Source organism: Pseudomonas sp. LARHCG127 (assembly GCF_052871455.1).
This window is the reverse complement of the sequence record NZ_JBIXJT010000008.1, coordinates 233,342-247,768: the sequence shown is the minus strand read 5'-3', so window position 1 is coordinate 247,768 and position 14,427 is coordinate 233,342. Positions and strand designations below refer to the sequence as shown.

General features: G+C 62.2%; 11 protein-coding genes. 7 read left to right on the top strand and 4 right to left on the bottom strand.

Annotation, left to right across the window (positions count from 1 at the left end):
- Positions 1-8 precede the first annotated feature (8 nt).
- The 3 genes from ACIPQ1_RS15955 (at position 9) to ACIPQ1_RS15945 (ending at position 5,140) form a co-directional block, all read left to right on the top strand.
- Entirely contained in the window at positions 9-1,376 is a 1,368-nt protein-coding gene (locus ACIPQ1_RS15955; protein ID WP_186705062.1) for a DUF1329 domain-containing protein, read from the top strand.
- Positions 1,377-1,683: 307 nt separating this feature from the next.
- Entirely contained in the window at positions 1,684-4,233 is a 2,550-nt protein-coding gene (locus ACIPQ1_RS15950; RefSeq protein ID WP_446534425.1) for a LuxR C-terminal-related transcriptional regulator, read from the top strand.
- Between the two features lie 205 nt (positions 4,234-4,438).
- Positions 4,439-5,140, top strand: coding sequence for a hypothetical protein (locus ACIPQ1_RS15945; protein WP_250965695.1), 702 nt, complete (start codon positions 4,439-4,441; stop codon positions 5,138-5,140).
- Here the strand turns inward: ACIPQ1_RS15945 and ACIPQ1_RS15940 are convergent.
- Positions 5,105-5,926 carry an IclR family transcriptional regulator gene (locus tag ACIPQ1_RS15940; protein ID WP_411385600.1) on the bottom strand — a complete coding sequence of 274 codons (822 nt, stop codon included), beginning with the start codon at positions 5,924-5,926 and terminating at the stop codon, positions 5,105-5,107. The two genes, ACIPQ1_RS15945 and ACIPQ1_RS15940, sit on opposite strands and share 36 nt — an antisense overlap.
- Before the next feature lie 341 nt (positions 5,927-6,267).
- On the opposite strand from ACIPQ1_RS15940, the gene hmgA reads away from it, so the two are divergent.
- From hmgA to maiA, 3 genes are read left to right on the top strand one after another with little or no spacing between them, the layout of a single operon-like run.
- Positions 6,268-7,572, top strand: coding sequence for a homogentisate 1,2-dioxygenase (hmgA, locus tag ACIPQ1_RS15935; RefSeq protein WP_446534424.1), 1,305 nt, complete (start codon positions 6,268-6,270; stop codon positions 7,570-7,572).
- Between the two features lie 2 nt (positions 7,573-7,574).
- Positions 7,575-8,873 carry a fumarylacetoacetase gene (gene fahA, locus ACIPQ1_RS15930; protein ID WP_411385598.1) on the top strand — a complete coding sequence of 433 codons (1,299 nt, stop codon included), beginning with the start codon at positions 7,575-7,577 and terminating at the stop codon, positions 8,871-8,873.
- 8 nt (positions 8,874-8,881) lie between these two features.
- Positions 8,882-9,520, top strand: a complete 639-nt coding sequence (gene maiA, locus ACIPQ1_RS15925; RefSeq protein ID WP_446534423.1) for a maleylacetoacetate isomerase — start codon at positions 8,882-8,884, stop codon at positions 9,518-9,520.
- A 124-nt stretch (positions 9,521-9,644) separates the two neighbouring features.
- Here maiA and ACIPQ1_RS15920 read toward each other — a convergent pair whose 3' ends face one another.
- On the bottom strand, positions 9,645-10,448 hold the full coding sequence (locus ACIPQ1_RS15920; RefSeq protein WP_411385596.1) for a SirB1 family protein: 804 nt from the start codon (positions 10,446-10,448) through the stop codon (positions 9,645-9,647).
- A gap of 187 nt (positions 10,449-10,635) precedes the next feature.
- Here ACIPQ1_RS15920 and ACIPQ1_RS15915 point away from each other — a divergent pair, with 187 nt between their 5' ends.
- Positions 10,636-11,655, top strand: a complete 1,020-nt coding sequence (locus ACIPQ1_RS15915; RefSeq protein ID WP_186705070.1) for a Glu/Leu/Phe/Val dehydrogenase family protein — start codon at positions 10,636-10,638, stop codon at positions 11,653-11,655.
- A 227-nt stretch (positions 11,656-11,882) separates the two neighbouring features.
- On the opposite strand, the gene glyA is transcribed toward ACIPQ1_RS15915, so the two are convergent.
- Both glyA and thrC read right to left on the bottom strand, forming a co-directional pair.
- A complete protein-coding gene (gene glyA / locus ACIPQ1_RS15910; protein WP_186705071.1) occupies positions 11,883-13,121 on the bottom strand; it encodes a serine hydroxymethyltransferase in 1,239 nt (412 codons plus the stop codon).
- Between the two features lie 11 nt (positions 13,122-13,132).
- On the bottom strand, positions 13,133-14,386 hold the full coding sequence (gene thrC, locus ACIPQ1_RS15905) for a threonine synthase (RefSeq protein WP_446534422.1): 1,254 nt from the start codon (positions 14,384-14,386) through the stop codon (positions 13,133-13,135).
- Between the last annotated feature and the right edge of the window lie 41 nt (positions 14,387-14,427).

Here is a 14,427-nt window from a genome sequence, read left to right as displayed (position 1 = left end):
AAAACCCAATGCGCAAGATGATCCTGCAATGCGGTGCCCTGGCCTTGAGCCTGCTGGCCGTGAACGTGATGGCGGCGGTGTCGCCGGAGGAAGCGAACAAACTGGGCACCAGCCTTACGCCGTTGGGCGCGGAAAAAGCCGGCAATGCCGATGGCTCGATCCCGGCCTGGACTGGCGGCATCCCGAAAAACGCCGGGGCGGTGGACAGCAAGGGTTTTCTGGCCGACCCGTTCGCCAATGAAAAACCACTGTTCACCATCACCGCCGCGACTGTGGACAAGTACAAGGACAAACTCTCCGAAGGGCAGGTCGCGATGTTCAAGCGCTATCCGGAGACTTACAAGATCCCGGTCTACCCGACCCATCGCAGCGTCGGCCTGCCGCCGGAAATCTACGAGTCAGCCAAGCGCAGCGCCCTCAATGTAACGTCCATCAACGACGGTAACGGCTTGTCGAATTTTACCGGCAACCGCTACTACGCCTTCCCGATTCCCAAGAACGGCGTGGAAGTGCTGTGGAACCACGTTACCCGTTATCACGGTGGCAACCTGCGCCGGGTCATCACCCAGGTCACGCCGCAGACCAATGGCAGCTTCACGCCGATCCGCTTCGAAGAAGAAATCGCCGTGCCGTTCCTGATCAAGGACGCCGACCCGGAAAAGGCCAGCAACGTGCTGACCTATTTCAAGCAATCGGTCACCGCCCCGGCGCGCCTGGCCGGTAACGTGTTGCTGGTGCATGAGACCCTCGACCAAGTGAAGGAGCCGCGCCTGGCGTGGATCTACAACGCCGGCCAGCGCCGTGTGCGTCGCGCCCCGCAAGTGGCCTACGACGGCCCGGGTACCGCCGCCGACGGGTTGCGTACCTCCGACAACTTCGACCTGTTTTCCGGGGCGCCGGACCGCTACGACTGGAAGCTGATCGGCAAGAAGGAAATGTACATTCCGTACAACAGCTACAAGCTCGATTCGCCAAGCCTCAAGTACGACGATGTGGTCAAGGCCGGCCACATCAACCAGGACCTGACCCGCTACGAGCTGCACCGGGTCTGGGAAGTGGTGGGGACGGTCAAGCCCAGCGAGCGGCACATTTATGCCAAGCGCCACATGTACATCGACGAGGACAGCTGGCAGGCGGCGCTGGTGGATCACTATGACGGTCGCGGCCAACTGTGGCGGGTGGCCGAAGGTCATGCCCAGTTCTATTACGACCATCAGAACCCGGGCTACACCCTTGAAGCGCTCTACGACATCATCGCCGGCCGCTACATCGCGCTGGGGATGAAGAACGAAGAAAAGCACAGTTACGAGTACGGCTTCGAAGCCAGGGCGGCCGACTACACGCCAGCGGCGTTGCGTTCGACCGGGGTTCGGTAAGTCTTTTCTTGAGTGATGAGGGCTCGTGGCGAGGGAGCTTGCTCCCGCTGGGACGCGCAGCGGCCCTGAAACCAGGCGGCTCGATGTATCAGGTGCATCGAGTGGTCCTTTTTGGGGCTGCTGCGCAGCCCAGCGGGAGCAAGCTCCCTCGCCACGGGACCGAGTCTGATTTGAACCAGGCATGACGACCGGCAGCGACCCTGCCGGTCGTTTTTTTATGGGCACCAATCAGCGCGCTGAATACTTCTCCAAAGGTCGGCGACACAGGTCTAGGGTGGAGAGATAACAATAAACAGGATCGCCCCACATGACCGCCATGACCCCGTGTCCGGACCGTCCAGGATTGCTGCCTCGCCTGTCCTCGACGCATGTGCCGCGGCGGTCCCTGAGCGAGCCGCTGCTGACTTCCGAAGCACGGGTAAAACTGCTCTGCGCGCCGGCGGGCAGTGGCAAGAGTGCGTTGTTCGCCGAGTGCTTTTTGCAGGCCCCCAGTGACTTCCGGCTGCATTGGCTGCCCCTGGGGGGGGCGGCGTTGAGCACGGTGCAAATGTGCGAGTGCCTGGCACAGACCCTCGGCTTGCCGATGCTGGACGAAGCGGGGCTGTTGACTCATCTGGCCCGTTTGCAAACGCCCACCTGGTTGTTTCTGGACGACTATTGCCGGGTACCGAATCCCGAACTGGACCAGTTGCTCGACCGTCTGTTGAATACCAGCAGTCCGGCATTGCACCTTTGGCTCAACGGTCGCCGTCGTCCCCACTGCAACTGGCCGCGGCTGTTGCTCGATGACGAGCTGTACGAGTTTGACCCTCAGGCGTTGTTCTTCAGCCCTGACGATGTCCAGCCGCTGCTTCGTCATCTGCCCGGTCCCCAGGCTGCCCGCACGGCCCGGGAGGTGATCCTGCGCAATGGTGGCTGGTGCGCCGGGGTGCGCATCAGCCTGCTAGAGCGCTGTGAATGGGCGCGCAGTCATGCATCGCCAGGGCGGCCGGGGACGTTACTCGATTACCTGGAGTACGAACTGTTCAGCACACTGACCCCGGACCTGGCAGAGGCCTGGCGGGTGCTGGCGCATCTGCCACGCTTCAATGCCCGGCTGTGCGAGCACCTGTTCGGCGACACGGTGGGCGCGCAATGCCTGCCGTTGTTGCTGGAGCTGGGTTGTTTCATCGAGCCGTGGGAGCAGACCTCGGATTGGTTGCAGATCTTCCCGGCCCTGGCCCGGTTGGTGCGTGAAGAGCCCTGGTCCCAGGGCCGCTCCTGGCATCGACGGGCCTGCCAATGGTTTGCGGCCGAGCAGGACTGGCAAATGGCGTTCGAGCAAGCGATGTTGGCCGAGGAGTTCGAGACCGCCGTCAGTTTCTTGCAGCATTTGAGCTTCGAGCACGTCTTGCAGCGCCGCAACGCGGTGCTGTTGCTGAGCTTGCACGATCAACAAGGCGACGCGCTGACCCTCGGGACGCCGCAGTCGGTGGGGCTGGTCACCGCTGCGCTGTTGTTCGCCGGGCGCTTCGACGAGGCGTCGACCTGCATCGAGCAATTGTCCAGGTTCCTGCCGCAGCCTTGGGCCTGTCGACAGCGACAGGTGCTGGCCAGGTGGCAGGTCTTGCAGGGCTGGTTGCTGCACCTTTCTGGCGATGGCGAACCGGCACGCGAGCATTTTCTCCAGGCCCAGGCCAGCCTGGACACGGAGGCCTGGTCCCAACGGGTGTTGTGCCTGGGTGGGCTGACGCAGCAGGCGCTGCTGGCTGGCGATCTGGCCTCGGCGCAATGGATCAACCGCCAGGCGTTGTGCCTGGCGCGTGCACAGGGTTCGCTGGTCTTCGAGGGCTTGCTGGAACTGGATCACGCCCAGGTTCTGGAGCAACGCGGCGCACCGCATCGGGCCGATCATTTGCTGGCCGCCGTCCAGGCGCTGCTGGATAAACCGGGCCAGGACTTTTCCCCGTTGTTGGGGCGTATTGCCTTGCGGCGCGGGCGTCTGGCGCTGCGCATGGGCTTTGAGGAACAGGCCGCCGAGCACTTTCAAACTGGCCTGGAAACGGGCCTGCTCAGCCAGGACAAACAGGTGCTCTATGGCTTTCTTGGCAAGGCCTGCCTGGCGGCCAACCAAGGCGACTATGGCGAGGCCTTCATGCATTTGCGCGATGCCGAGCGGACCATGCAGCAGCGGCACATCCCCGACACCGTTTACCGCGGCGTGTTGTTGCAAACCAGCTGCCAGTTCTGGTTGCAGCAGGGACGGGCGGAACTGGCCCATGAAGCCTTGACCCGTGTCTTGCGGCACTTTCGCGGATCCCAGGCCAAGCACGCGCCTCCCGCGACCCTGGAGTTGATTGCGCGACTTGAATACCTGCTGGTGCTGGCCGAGGTCTACTTGCAGCGGGCGCAGGAACCACAGGCGCGCTTGCAGGCCATGATCGCCCAGGCACAGCGCGGTGAAATGCACAGCCTGGAAACCGAACTGCACCTGGTGCTGACGGAAATCGTCTGGTTGTCCGGCGATCGCGCCCAGGCCCGGGAACGCCTGCAAGAGGGGCTCAAGCGCGTCACCTGCTGGCGGGCCCAGCAAGCGTTGTGCGAGCTGCGCTTGCGCCAGCCCGAGCTGTTGCGCTGGGGTCAATCGGCAGAGCAGGTCGAGTCGCCTGCCACCGTCGAGGACACCTTGCTCAGTCATCGCGAACTGGAAGTCCTGGAGCTGATTGCCCAAGGTCATTCAAACCAACAGATAGCCGAGCAGTTGTTCATTTCGCTGCATACGGTGAAGACCCATGCGCGGCGAATCCACAGCAAGTTGGGCGTGCAACGGCGTACGCAAGCGGTGGCGAAAGCCAAGGTCATGGGGGTGATGGGTTAGGGCTACGAATGATTGAAACTTCACGCACGCTTACACTTGCTTTTTTTACAATCGACGATTGGCCTGTGTATAACGGCGTGACTGAAGTTCAACGATAAGTTGCGACTTCAGTTGAACCGAGAGGCCGTGCTGTTGCATTCAGCTGCACAATCAATAACGCCTCGAACAGGAAGTTCGAGGCCATGACATGACAAGGATGTCTGATATGAATACCCCGCTGTTCTCTTCCCACTCCGAAAGACTGGTCGCGCTGAAGAACACCCGCGTGGATTTTGCCGTGCAGGTGCTGTTGGGTCATTACCTGGAGCCACTGGGCATCAACCCATTCACTGCCTACGTGAATACATTGAAGAACTTTCCAAGTCCTGAAGTGGGAAGCTCTCGAACATTGTTCGAAGAAACCCTGGCCTGCGTTGAAAAGCAACACCTGCCCTCTTATACGCAAGGCGCCAGCAATCTATTCAGCAAACGTTATTCCTTTGCCGCCGAAGATCGGCTCAAGACATTGGACTTGATAGCATTTGAAAAAATCGTCATAGACATTGTTGCAAGTTTGACTCGACAGCCGGCAATCGAGCTGTCCCTGCGTCCCCTCAGGCCCTTGACCGCCGAGGACGTGCATGGAGCATTGAAAGTCCACGCGTCGGGTATCAACGCTGGCGGCGTATACGTGACCAGCTTCATTGAGGATGACCCCGGCCAGCGCCTGGTGTCGTCTTCCGAGGGGTTGGTCGAGTACTTACTGGGCCATTTCCAGAATGATGTGATTCCTTATCACTCGGAGGGCAACCACCAGGGTATCTATACCGTTCGCTTCAGCGGGGAAGACCGTCATGTCCACCCGCAACTGATCACCGCGCATCTCAACGATCTAGTGATCAGGATTGTCCCGGATTTCCTGGACTGATCCTGGGGCCGCCTCATACCCCATCCGCCAACTCACGGCCCGGGTCGCCGCCAACAGCCGTTGCGCCGCCGGGCCGTTTTCGTCGGCGTGGAACAACGAGGTCGGGCCAACAATGGTCATCACCGCCTTCACCTCGCCGACGGCATTGAAGACCGGGGCGGACAAGGCGTCCACGCCCGGCATCAGCAAGCCATGCACATGGTGCAGGCCGCGGCTGCGAATCTGCTCGCAGAGGGTGGCATAGGCGCGGTCGTCGGCCAGGGCGTGGTGCTCGGTGCCTTGCACTTCCTGCTCCCGCAGGCCGATGGTCTCGCGCGCCGGCAAATAAGCACTGAACACCAGCCCGGTGGACGAACTGAGCAACGGCAAGACCGAGCCCAGTTGCGTCACCACGGTCACGGCTCGCACGGCGGGTTCGATGCGCACCACGGTCGCGCCATGGTTGCCCCACACGGCGAGGAAGCAGGTTTCGTTCAAGTCGTCGCGCAACTCGGCCAGGGGCAGGGCGGCCACTTGCAGCACGTCCATGCCATTCAGCGCTGCCAGGCCCACACGCAGGGCTTCACGGCCCAGGCCGTAGTGGTTGGTGGCGGCGTTCTGCTCGGCAAACCCGCTGGCGATCAAGGCCTGCAAGTAGCGATGGACCTTGCTCGCCGGCATTTGCACGTGCTCGGCCAGGCGCGACAGCGACGTGGAGGGGGAGAGTTCGGCCAGGGCCTTGAGAATGTCGGTGCCGACTTCGGCCGAGCGAACTTTCTGTTTACCGTTGCTGAGCGGGTTTTCCATGGAGGCGCAGGTCCAGAGGCGAATGGGCTAATGCTTGTCAGTGAAGTGGATCGCACGGGCAAACACACAACCCGTGGCGAGGGAGCTTGCTCCCGCTGGGCTGCGTAGCCGCCCCAAAAACAGGGCCGCTTCGCGCCCCCGCGGGAGCAAGCTCCCTCGCCTCAGGGTTACTGCCGGGCTTTATTTCGCTTAACTGATCGGCATTGGGGCGAATGGGCGTCTTTATAGCTTGACGGTCGCTGTCGAGCAAATTACGTTAAGCGTAATTGAATTACGATAAAAATAACCCGGTGCGCCTCAACCCCTCCGTTGAGTGACGGGCCGCATCCCCAGGAGGCTCCATGAACCTCGATTCCACCGCGTCGGACCTGGTTTATCAATCAGGCTTGGGCAACGAATTTGCCAGCGAAGCCTTGCCCGGCGCCTTGCCCATCGGCCAGAACTCCCCGCAGAAAGCCCCGTACGGTCTCTATGCCGAGTTGTTTTCTGGCACGGCGTTCACCATGGCCCGCAGCGAAGCGCGGCGCACCTGGATGTATCGCATCCGACCGTCGGCCAACCATCCGGCCTTCACCAAGCTCGAACGGCAATTGGCGGGAGGCCCATTGGGCGAAGTCACCCCCAATCGCCTGCGCTGGAACCCGCTGGACATTCCCGCCGAGCCCACCGACTTCATCGACGGGCTGGTGCGCATGGCGGCCAATGCCGGCGCGGATAAACCGGCGGGCGTCAGCCTTTATCACTACCGGGCCAACCGCTCCATGGAGCGGGTGTTTTTTAATGCCGACGGTGAGTGGCTGATCGTGCCGCAACTGGGACGGCTGCGGATCGCTACCGAGCTGGGCATGCTGGAACTGGCACCGCTGGAAATCGCCGTGCTGCCCCGGGGCCTGAAGTTTCGCGTTGAGCTGCTCGACCCCCAGGCCCGTGGCTACCTCGCCGAAAACCATGGTGCGCCGTTGCGTCTGCCGGACCTCGGGCCCATCGGCAGCAACGGCCTGGCGAACCCGCGGGACTTCCTGACGCCGGTCGCCCATTACGAGAACCTCGCGCAACCGACCACCTTGGTGCAGAAATTCCTCGGTGAGTTGTGGGTGTGCGAGCTGGATCACTCGCCCCTCGATGTGGTGGCCTGGCACGGCAACAACGTGCCGTACAAATATGACCTGCGCCGATTCAACACCATTGGTACGGTCAGCTTCGATCACCCTGACCCGTCGATTTTCACCGTGCTGACCTCGCCCACGAGTGTCCACGGCCTGGCCAACCTCGATTTCGTGATCTTCCCGCCACGCTGGATGGTGGCGGAAAACACCTTCCGTCCACCGTGGTTCCACCGCAACCTGATGAACGAATTCATGGGCCTGATCCAGGGTGCCTACGACGCCAAGGCCGAAGGTTTCCTGCCGGGCGGTGCGTCCCTGCACAGTTGCATGAGCGCCCATGGCCCGGACGGCGAAACCTGTACCAAGGCGATCAACGCTGATCTTCAGCCAGCGAAAATCGACAACACCATGGCGTTCATGTTCGAGACCAGCCAAGTGCTGCGCCCAAGTCGTTTCGCCCTGGACTGCCCGCAACTGCAAACCGACTACGATGCTTGTTGGGCTTCGCTGCCTGTCACGTTCGACCCGACCCGGAGATAACCATGACTCAACTTTCCCCTGCCCGTAGCTGGGTCGCCAGCGCCAACGGCCACGCCGACTTCCCGTTGCAGAACCTGCCATTGGGTGTCTTCAGCGTCGATGGCGGTGCCCTGCGCAGCGGCGTGGCGATTGGCGAGCGGATTTTCGATCTGCAGGCGGCGCTGCACGCGGGCCTGTTTGACGGTGCGGCCCGACAAGCCGTAGAGGCCATGGCCGACGGCCAATTGAATGGATTTTTCGACCTGGGCCGCAGCGCCCGGGTGGCCCTGCGTGAACGGCTGCTGGAACTGTTGCGCGAAGACAGTCCGTTGCGTGGCAAGGTTGAAGCGGCGAAGCTGCTGCTCGTCGCCGCCGACTGCCAGATGCACCTGCCCGCCAGGATCAACGACTACACCGACTTCTACGTCGGTATCGAACACGCCCAGAATGTCGGCAAACTGTTCCGCCCCGATAACCCGCTATTGCCCAACTACAAATACGTGCCTATCGGCTACCACGGTCGCGCCTCGACCATTCGCCCGTCCGGCACCGACGTGCGCCGCCCCAAGGGCCAGACCCTGCCGGCTGGCCAGGCCGAACCGACCTTAGGCCCGTGCGCGCGGCTGGACTATGAGCTGGAGCTGGGCATCTGGATCGGCAAGGGCAATGCCCTGGGCGAACCGATCCCCATTGGCGATGCCGCCGAGCACATTGGCGGATTCTGCCTGCTCAACGACTGGTCGGCCCGGGACATCCAGGCGTGGGAATACCAGCCCCTGGGGCCGTTCCTGTCGAAGAGTTTCCTGACCAGCATTTCGCCGTGGGTAGTGACGGCTGAAGCCTTGGAGCCGTTCCGCCGCCCACAGCCGGCGCGCCCGGAAGGCGATCCGCAACCGCTGCCCTATCTGCTGGACACCCGTGACCAGGCCGGCGGTGCCCTCGACATCGAACTGGAAGTTCTATTGCTGACCGAGGCAATGGTCGAGCAGAACCTGCCGGCTCAGCGCCTGACGTTGAGCAACACCCGATACATGTACTGGACCGTGGCGCAGATGATCGCGCATCACAGCGTCAACGGCTGCCAGTTGCAGGCCGGCGACCTGTTTGGCTCGGGCACCTTGTCTGGGCCTGAAAGCCATCAATTCGGCAGCCTGCTGGAAATCACCGAAGGCGGGAAAAAACCAATCGAACTGGCATCTGGCGAAGTGCGCCGATTCCTCGAGGACGGTGACGAAATCATCTTGCGCGCCCGTTGCCGCCGCGAAGGTTTCGCTTCCATCGGTTTCGGCGAATGCCGGGGCAAGATCCTGCCGGCGCGTTGAGGGCAGCCATGGAACTCTATACCTACTACCGCTCCACCTCGTCCTACAGGGTGCGCATTGCGTTGGCCCTCAAGGGCCTGGATTACCAGGCCTTGCCCGTCAACCTGATCGCTGCGCCGGGGGGCGAGCATCGCCAGCCGGCCTACCTGGCGATCAACCCCCAGGGGCGGGTGCCGGCGCTACGTACCGATGAGGGCGCGTTGCTGGTGCAATCACCCGCCATCATCGAATACCTGGAGGAGCGTTATCCCCAGGTGCCGCTGCTCAGCGCCGACCTGGCGGTACGCGCCCACGAGCGTGGCGTCGCCGCGCTGATCGGTTGCGACATTCATCCCCTGCACAACGTCAGCGTGCTCAACCGGCTGCGGCAGTGGGGCCACGATGAAACGCAGGTGGCGGAGTGGATCGGACATTGGATCAGCCAGGGATTGGCTGCGGTGGAGCAGCTGATTGGCGACGACGGCTATTGCTTCGGTGCGCTGCCGGGGTTGGCGGATGTGTTCCTGATCCCGCAGCTGTACGCCGCCGAGCGGTTCAATGTTTCCTTGCAGGAATATCCGCGGATCCGGCGCGTGGCGGCGTTGGCGGCTGGGCATCCGGCGTTCCAGCAGGCGCACCCGGCGAATCAGCCGGATACACCCACTTGATATTGATGTTGGCTGGTCTGCCGCTATCGCGAGCAAGCTCGCTCCCACAGTTGATCAATTGTGGGAGCGAGCTTGCTCGCGATGACGATTCAACTGCCACAAAAATGTGCAGCCTCACGACAACTCAATGCACCACCGAATTCGGCGGCAAATGCCCCAGCCGCTCCGTCAGCCGGATTCGCTGGATCGGATCGTCACTGAGCATCAGCGCATGCTCCAAGTCGAAGCGTTCGGCGTTGGGGCAATCGAGCCGCTGGTACAGGCTGGCGCGGGCCAGGTAGTCGGCGGCGCTGGCGTTACCCAGTTCCAGCACCCGTTCGGCGTCGATCAGGGCCGCGATGTAGTCGTCGTTCGCCAGATGCAGTTGGCGCAGGTTGCGCGACAGGCGCTGCAGCATCTGCATCGGCTCGGCGTTGACCAAGTGCTCGGCCTTGAGCGACATGTTCGCGCCGTATTGGCGCTGGAGCAGTTCCCGGCAGTCATTGGGGTACAACCGGCGGCCACCGCATGGGTCGAGCAGGTGGTCGGCCCCAGGTACCTTCAACAGGAAATGCCCGGGGAAATTGACACCGACCATCGGAATTTCCAGGCCGCGAGCCAACTCCAGGGCAATCAGCCCGAGGGCCAGGGGCTGCCCGCGTTTGCGCGCCAGGACTTTATCCAACAGCGCCGCTCGCGGCCGCAGGGGTGTGAAGTCGTCCTGGGCGAAACCCAGGTCGTTGAGCCGTCGTAGCAGAGGCTGGCCCAGCTCGCTGACAGGCAGCATCGGCAGGTCATGGCTGACCCGCTGTTGCAGTTCCTTGAATTCCTTCAGCAAGGTCGGAACGTTGACGTCGCGATCATGTTCGGCAGCGATCCACAACGCCGCTTCGAACAACGCCGGCGGCGAGCGGTGCAGGCAATCAAAAAAGGCTTGGCGCGGTTTCATCGAACTCTCCGGGCTATGCTCCCGTTTTAGCCCTGCCATGGATTTTCGTCCAGTCTCCAACAGATGCTGTGACAGGTTATGCCGAAAAAGACTGACCACCCAGGCGACTTATTCCGGCGTGCTCCAGCAATTTTCGACTGCACGCCTATACTGGCGAAACAAACAAAAGTGATTCGGGAGCCTTACGATGTTTGCTCTCATGCAAAGCTCCCGCCTTGAATCGCTGCACCTAAGCGTAGACCCGACAACCGGGTTGAAGGCGGTGATTGCCATTCATTGCAGCCGTCCCGGGCCTGCCCTGGGAGGCTGTCGTTATCTTGCCTACCCCGACGACGAAAGTGCCGTGGCGGACGCCGTGCGCCTGGCCCAAGGCATGAGCTACAAGGCAGCGCTGGCTGGTTTGCCCGTGGGCGGCGGGGTGGCGGTGATCATGCGACCGGCCCATGTGGAGAGTCGGGCGGCCTTGTTCGAAGCCTTTGGTCGTTGCATCGAGCAATTGGACGGGCGCTACATCACGGCCATCGACAGCGGCACGTCGGTGGCCGACATGGATTGCATCGCCCAGCAGACCCGCCATGTCACTAGCACCACCGCCGCGGGAGACCCCGCGCCCCACGCGGCAATGGGTGTCTTTGCCGGCATCCGTGCCACCGCCATGGCTCGCCTGGGCAGCGATAACCTCGAAAGCCTGCGGGTGGCGATCCAGGGCCTGGGCAATGTCGGTTATGCCCTGGCCGAACAGCTGCATGCGGCGGGGGCCGAATTGCTGGTCAGCGATATCGACCCTGGCAAGGTGCAACTGGCCATGGAGCAACTGGGCGCCCATCCGATCGCCAACGACGCGCTGCTCAGCACCCCCTGCGACATCCTCGCCCCTTGCGGCCTGGGCGGGGTACTCAACAGCCAAAGCGTGGCGCAACTGCGCTGCTCGGCCGTTGCCGGCTCGGCCCACAATCAGTTGAGCAACCTGCAGGTGGCCGATCAGTTGGAAAGACGCGGGATTCTCTATGCGCCGGACTATGTGATCAACTCGGGCGGGCTGATCTACGTCGCCCTCAAGCATCGTGGTGAAGAGCTGCCGACGATCACCGCGCACCTGTCGAAGATCGGGGCAAGGCTCACGGAAGTCTTCGCCCATGCCCAGGCGGAAAAGCGCTCACCGGCCCGGGTGGCCGATGAACTGGCGGAGCGCCTGTTGTACCGCTGAAAATCAAACCGTGGCGAGCTTTACTGCAAATCCAAGTGTGGGAGCGAGCTTGCTCGCGATAGCGGTGCGCCAGTCAATGAAGGTGTTGAATGTACGGCCGCCATCGCGAGCAAGCTCGCTCCCACAGGTTTTTCTAGCGCTCACAGACTGATCATTTCAGGCGAACACTCCCTCGCCACGGTGTGTGTTCGCCTCTCTATGCGCTTTGTGCTGCCCTTATCCAGCCATCACCTCAGCAGGTACACCGGAAAGCATTCACACAAATGCATCACGCGGCGCCGGGTGTTATCCAGGCGTGCGGCGTTGTTCGGCTGTTCCAGCAGGTCGGCGATCAGGTTCGCCACTTCGGCACATTCCGCTTCACCAAAACCGCGTGTGGTCAGGGCTGGGGTGCCGATGCGAATGCCGCTGGTGATCGCCGGTTTCTGCGGGTCATTGGGGATCGCGTTTTTGTTCAGGGTGATATGGGCGCTTTCCAGCAGTGCCTCGGCATCTTTGCCGGTGATGTTCATCGAGCGCAGGTCAAGCAGGAACATGTGGCAGTCGGTACCGCCGGACACCACCCGCAAGCCACGCCGGGTCAGGACGTCGGCCATGACCCGGGCGTTATCGACCACCCGCTGCTGGTAATGCTTGAACCCGTCGCCCAAGGCTTCGTTGAAAGCCACGGCCTTGGCGGCGATGACGTGCATCAGCGGGCCGCCCTGATACACCGGGAAAATCGTCTTGTCGAGCAGGGCGGCGTATTGCGCCTTGGCCAGGATCAGGCCGCCGCGGGGGCCGCGCAAAGTCTTGTGGGTAGTGGAAGTGATGAAGTCGGCGATGCCCACCGGCGAGGGGTACACGCCGGCGGCGATCAACCCGGCGTAGTGCGCCATGTCCACCATCAGGTAGGCGCCGATTTCATCGCAGACCTTGCGAAAGCGCTGGAAATCAATGGTCCGCGAATAGGCCGAGGCTCCAGCAATGATCATCTTTGGCCGGTGTTCCCGGGCCAGGGCTTCCATCTCTTCGTAGTCGAGGGTTTCGGTTTCCGCGTCCAGGCCATAGGAAAAGGCCCGGTAGATTTTGCCGGAAAAATTCACCGAGGCGCCGTGGGTCAGGTGGCCGCCGTGGGCCAGTGACATGCCCAGGATCGTGTCGCCGGGTTCCAGCACCGCCAGGAAAACCGCCTGGTTGGCCTGGGAGCCGGAATGCGGCTGCACGTTGACGTATTCGCAGTTGAACAATTTGCGCGCACGCTCGATGGCCAGGTTCTCGATTTCATCGACGACCTTGCAGCCGCCGTAGTAACGCTTGCCCGGATAGCCTTCGGCGTACTTATTGGTGAGCACGGAACCCTGGGCCTGGAGCACTTCTTCGCTGACGTAGTTTTCCGAAGCGATCAGTTCCAGGTGGGTTTCCTGGCGGTTGCGCTCGCGGTCGATCAGGCGGGCAACGGCGGGATCGAAATTTTGCAGACTCATGGTGTGATTCCTTAGATAAACGCTTCGGCCAGCGGCGCAGTCATGGGATGCGGCAACACCCGCGGCTGGCTTTTGGACGAGTCGGACAGAAAAATGGAGGTGTCTTTCAAACCGCTGCCGGTGATCAGGATCACGGCGGTTTGCGGGGTGTCGGGGTGTGTTTCTGCGTACTTGAGCAGGCCGGCGAAGGCACTGGCGGCGCCGGCTTCCGGAAACACGCCGGTGCTGGCGGCCAATCGAGAGGCGGCGGCGACAATGCTTGGGTCGCTGACGCAGATGAACTCGCCGTCGCTGGCGGTCACCGCACGCATGGCCTTGAGGCGATCACGTGGCAATGCCACGTTAATGCTGCTGGCCAGGCTGGTGGGCGGCAGGCGTTCGGTTTGTCGCATCGAGCGGTCGTAGCGCCAGGCGCGGTACATGAAGTTGCTGTGCTCGGCCTGAACGCCGATCAGGCGCGGAATGCGTTCGATCCAGCCCAGTTGCAGCAGGTCGAAAAAGCCTTTGTAGACCGAGCCCAGGATGCAGCCGTTGCCGACGGGCACGAACACCAGGTCCGGCACCTGCCAGTTGAGCTGTTCGCACATCTCGAAGGCGACGGTCTTCTTGCCTTCGCTCATGTACGAGTTGATCCCGGTGGTGCGGTTGTACCAGCCGTGTTTTTCGCAGGCGTCGAGGCATTGTTCGAAGGCTTCGTCGTATTGCCCGTCGACCAGCACGATCTCGGCGCCGTAGCCCTGCATCTGCGCGAGCTTTTCCCGGGGCGCGCTCTTGGGCAGGTAAATGACGTTGTGCAAGCCCAGGCTGGCTCTCATCCCCGCCAATGCCGAAGCCGCATTGCCGGTGCTGGCCACCGCCACGGTGCGCGCACCGGATTGCATGGCGTGGGCCACCGCCAGCGCGCTGGCGCGATCCTTCAATGACCCGGTCGGTTGCCGCGATTCGTCTTTTACGTAGACTTTGATCCGGGCACCTTTGCCGAGCAATTCCGGGCGCGAGTACAGCGGCGTATTGCCCACCAGTAACGGTGGAATGAACTGCGTCGAGCTCAACGGCATCAAGCGGTCATAGCGCCACATGCCACGGGCGTGGTCATGGGCCAGGCTGTCCCGGGACCATTCGCGCTTGAGTGTGGGGTAGTCGTAAAGCGCATCCAGGGCACCATCGATTTGGCAATGAGGACAGTAGTAGCTGACCTCATGGGGCTGGTAGCTTCGATCGCAAGCCAGGCACTGCAAGACATACGCTCTGTACGAATTTTTCATGGTCACCCTCTGAAAGTACGCTGTGCTGGTGCTTTCCTTGC

Bases quoted from the DNA above. Each gene is read 5' to 3' on its own strand.
- ACIPQ1_RS15955 (WP_186705062.1), top strand. From the start codon at position 9: ATGCGCAAGATGATCCTGCAATGCGGTGCCCTGGCCTTGAGCCTGCTG.
- ACIPQ1_RS15950 (WP_446534425.1), top strand. From the start codon at position 1,684: ATGACCGCCATGACCCCGTGTCCGGACCGTCCAGGATTGCTGCCTCGC.
- ACIPQ1_RS15945 (WP_250965695.1), top strand. From the start codon at position 4,439: ATGAATACCCCGCTGTTCTCTTCCCACTCCGAAAGACTGGTCGCGCTG.
- ACIPQ1_RS15940 (WP_411385600.1), bottom strand. From the start codon at position 5,926: ATGGAAAACCCGCTCAGCAACGGTAAACAGAAAGTTCGCTCGGCCGAA.
- hmgA (WP_446534424.1), top strand. From the start codon at position 6,268: ATGAACCTCGATTCCACCGCGTCGGACCTGGTTTATCAATCAGGCTTG.
- fahA (WP_411385598.1), top strand. From the start codon at position 7,575: ATGACTCAACTTTCCCCTGCCCGTAGCTGGGTCGCCAGCGCCAACGGC.
- maiA (WP_446534423.1), top strand. From the start codon at position 8,882: ATGGAACTCTATACCTACTACCGCTCCACCTCGTCCTACAGGGTGCGC.
- ACIPQ1_RS15920 (WP_411385596.1), bottom strand. From the start codon at position 10,448: ATGAAACCGCGCCAAGCCTTTTTTGATTGCCTGCACCGCTCGCCGCCG.
- ACIPQ1_RS15915 (WP_186705070.1), top strand. From the start codon at position 10,636: ATGTTTGCTCTCATGCAAAGCTCCCGCCTTGAATCGCTGCACCTAAGC.
- glyA (WP_186705071.1), bottom strand. From the start codon at position 13,121: ATGAGTCTGCAAAATTTCGATCCCGCCGTTGCCCGCCTGATCGACCGC.
- thrC (WP_446534422.1), bottom strand. From the start codon at position 14,386: ATGAAAAATTCGTACAGAGCGTATGTCTTGCAGTGCCTGGCTTGCGAT.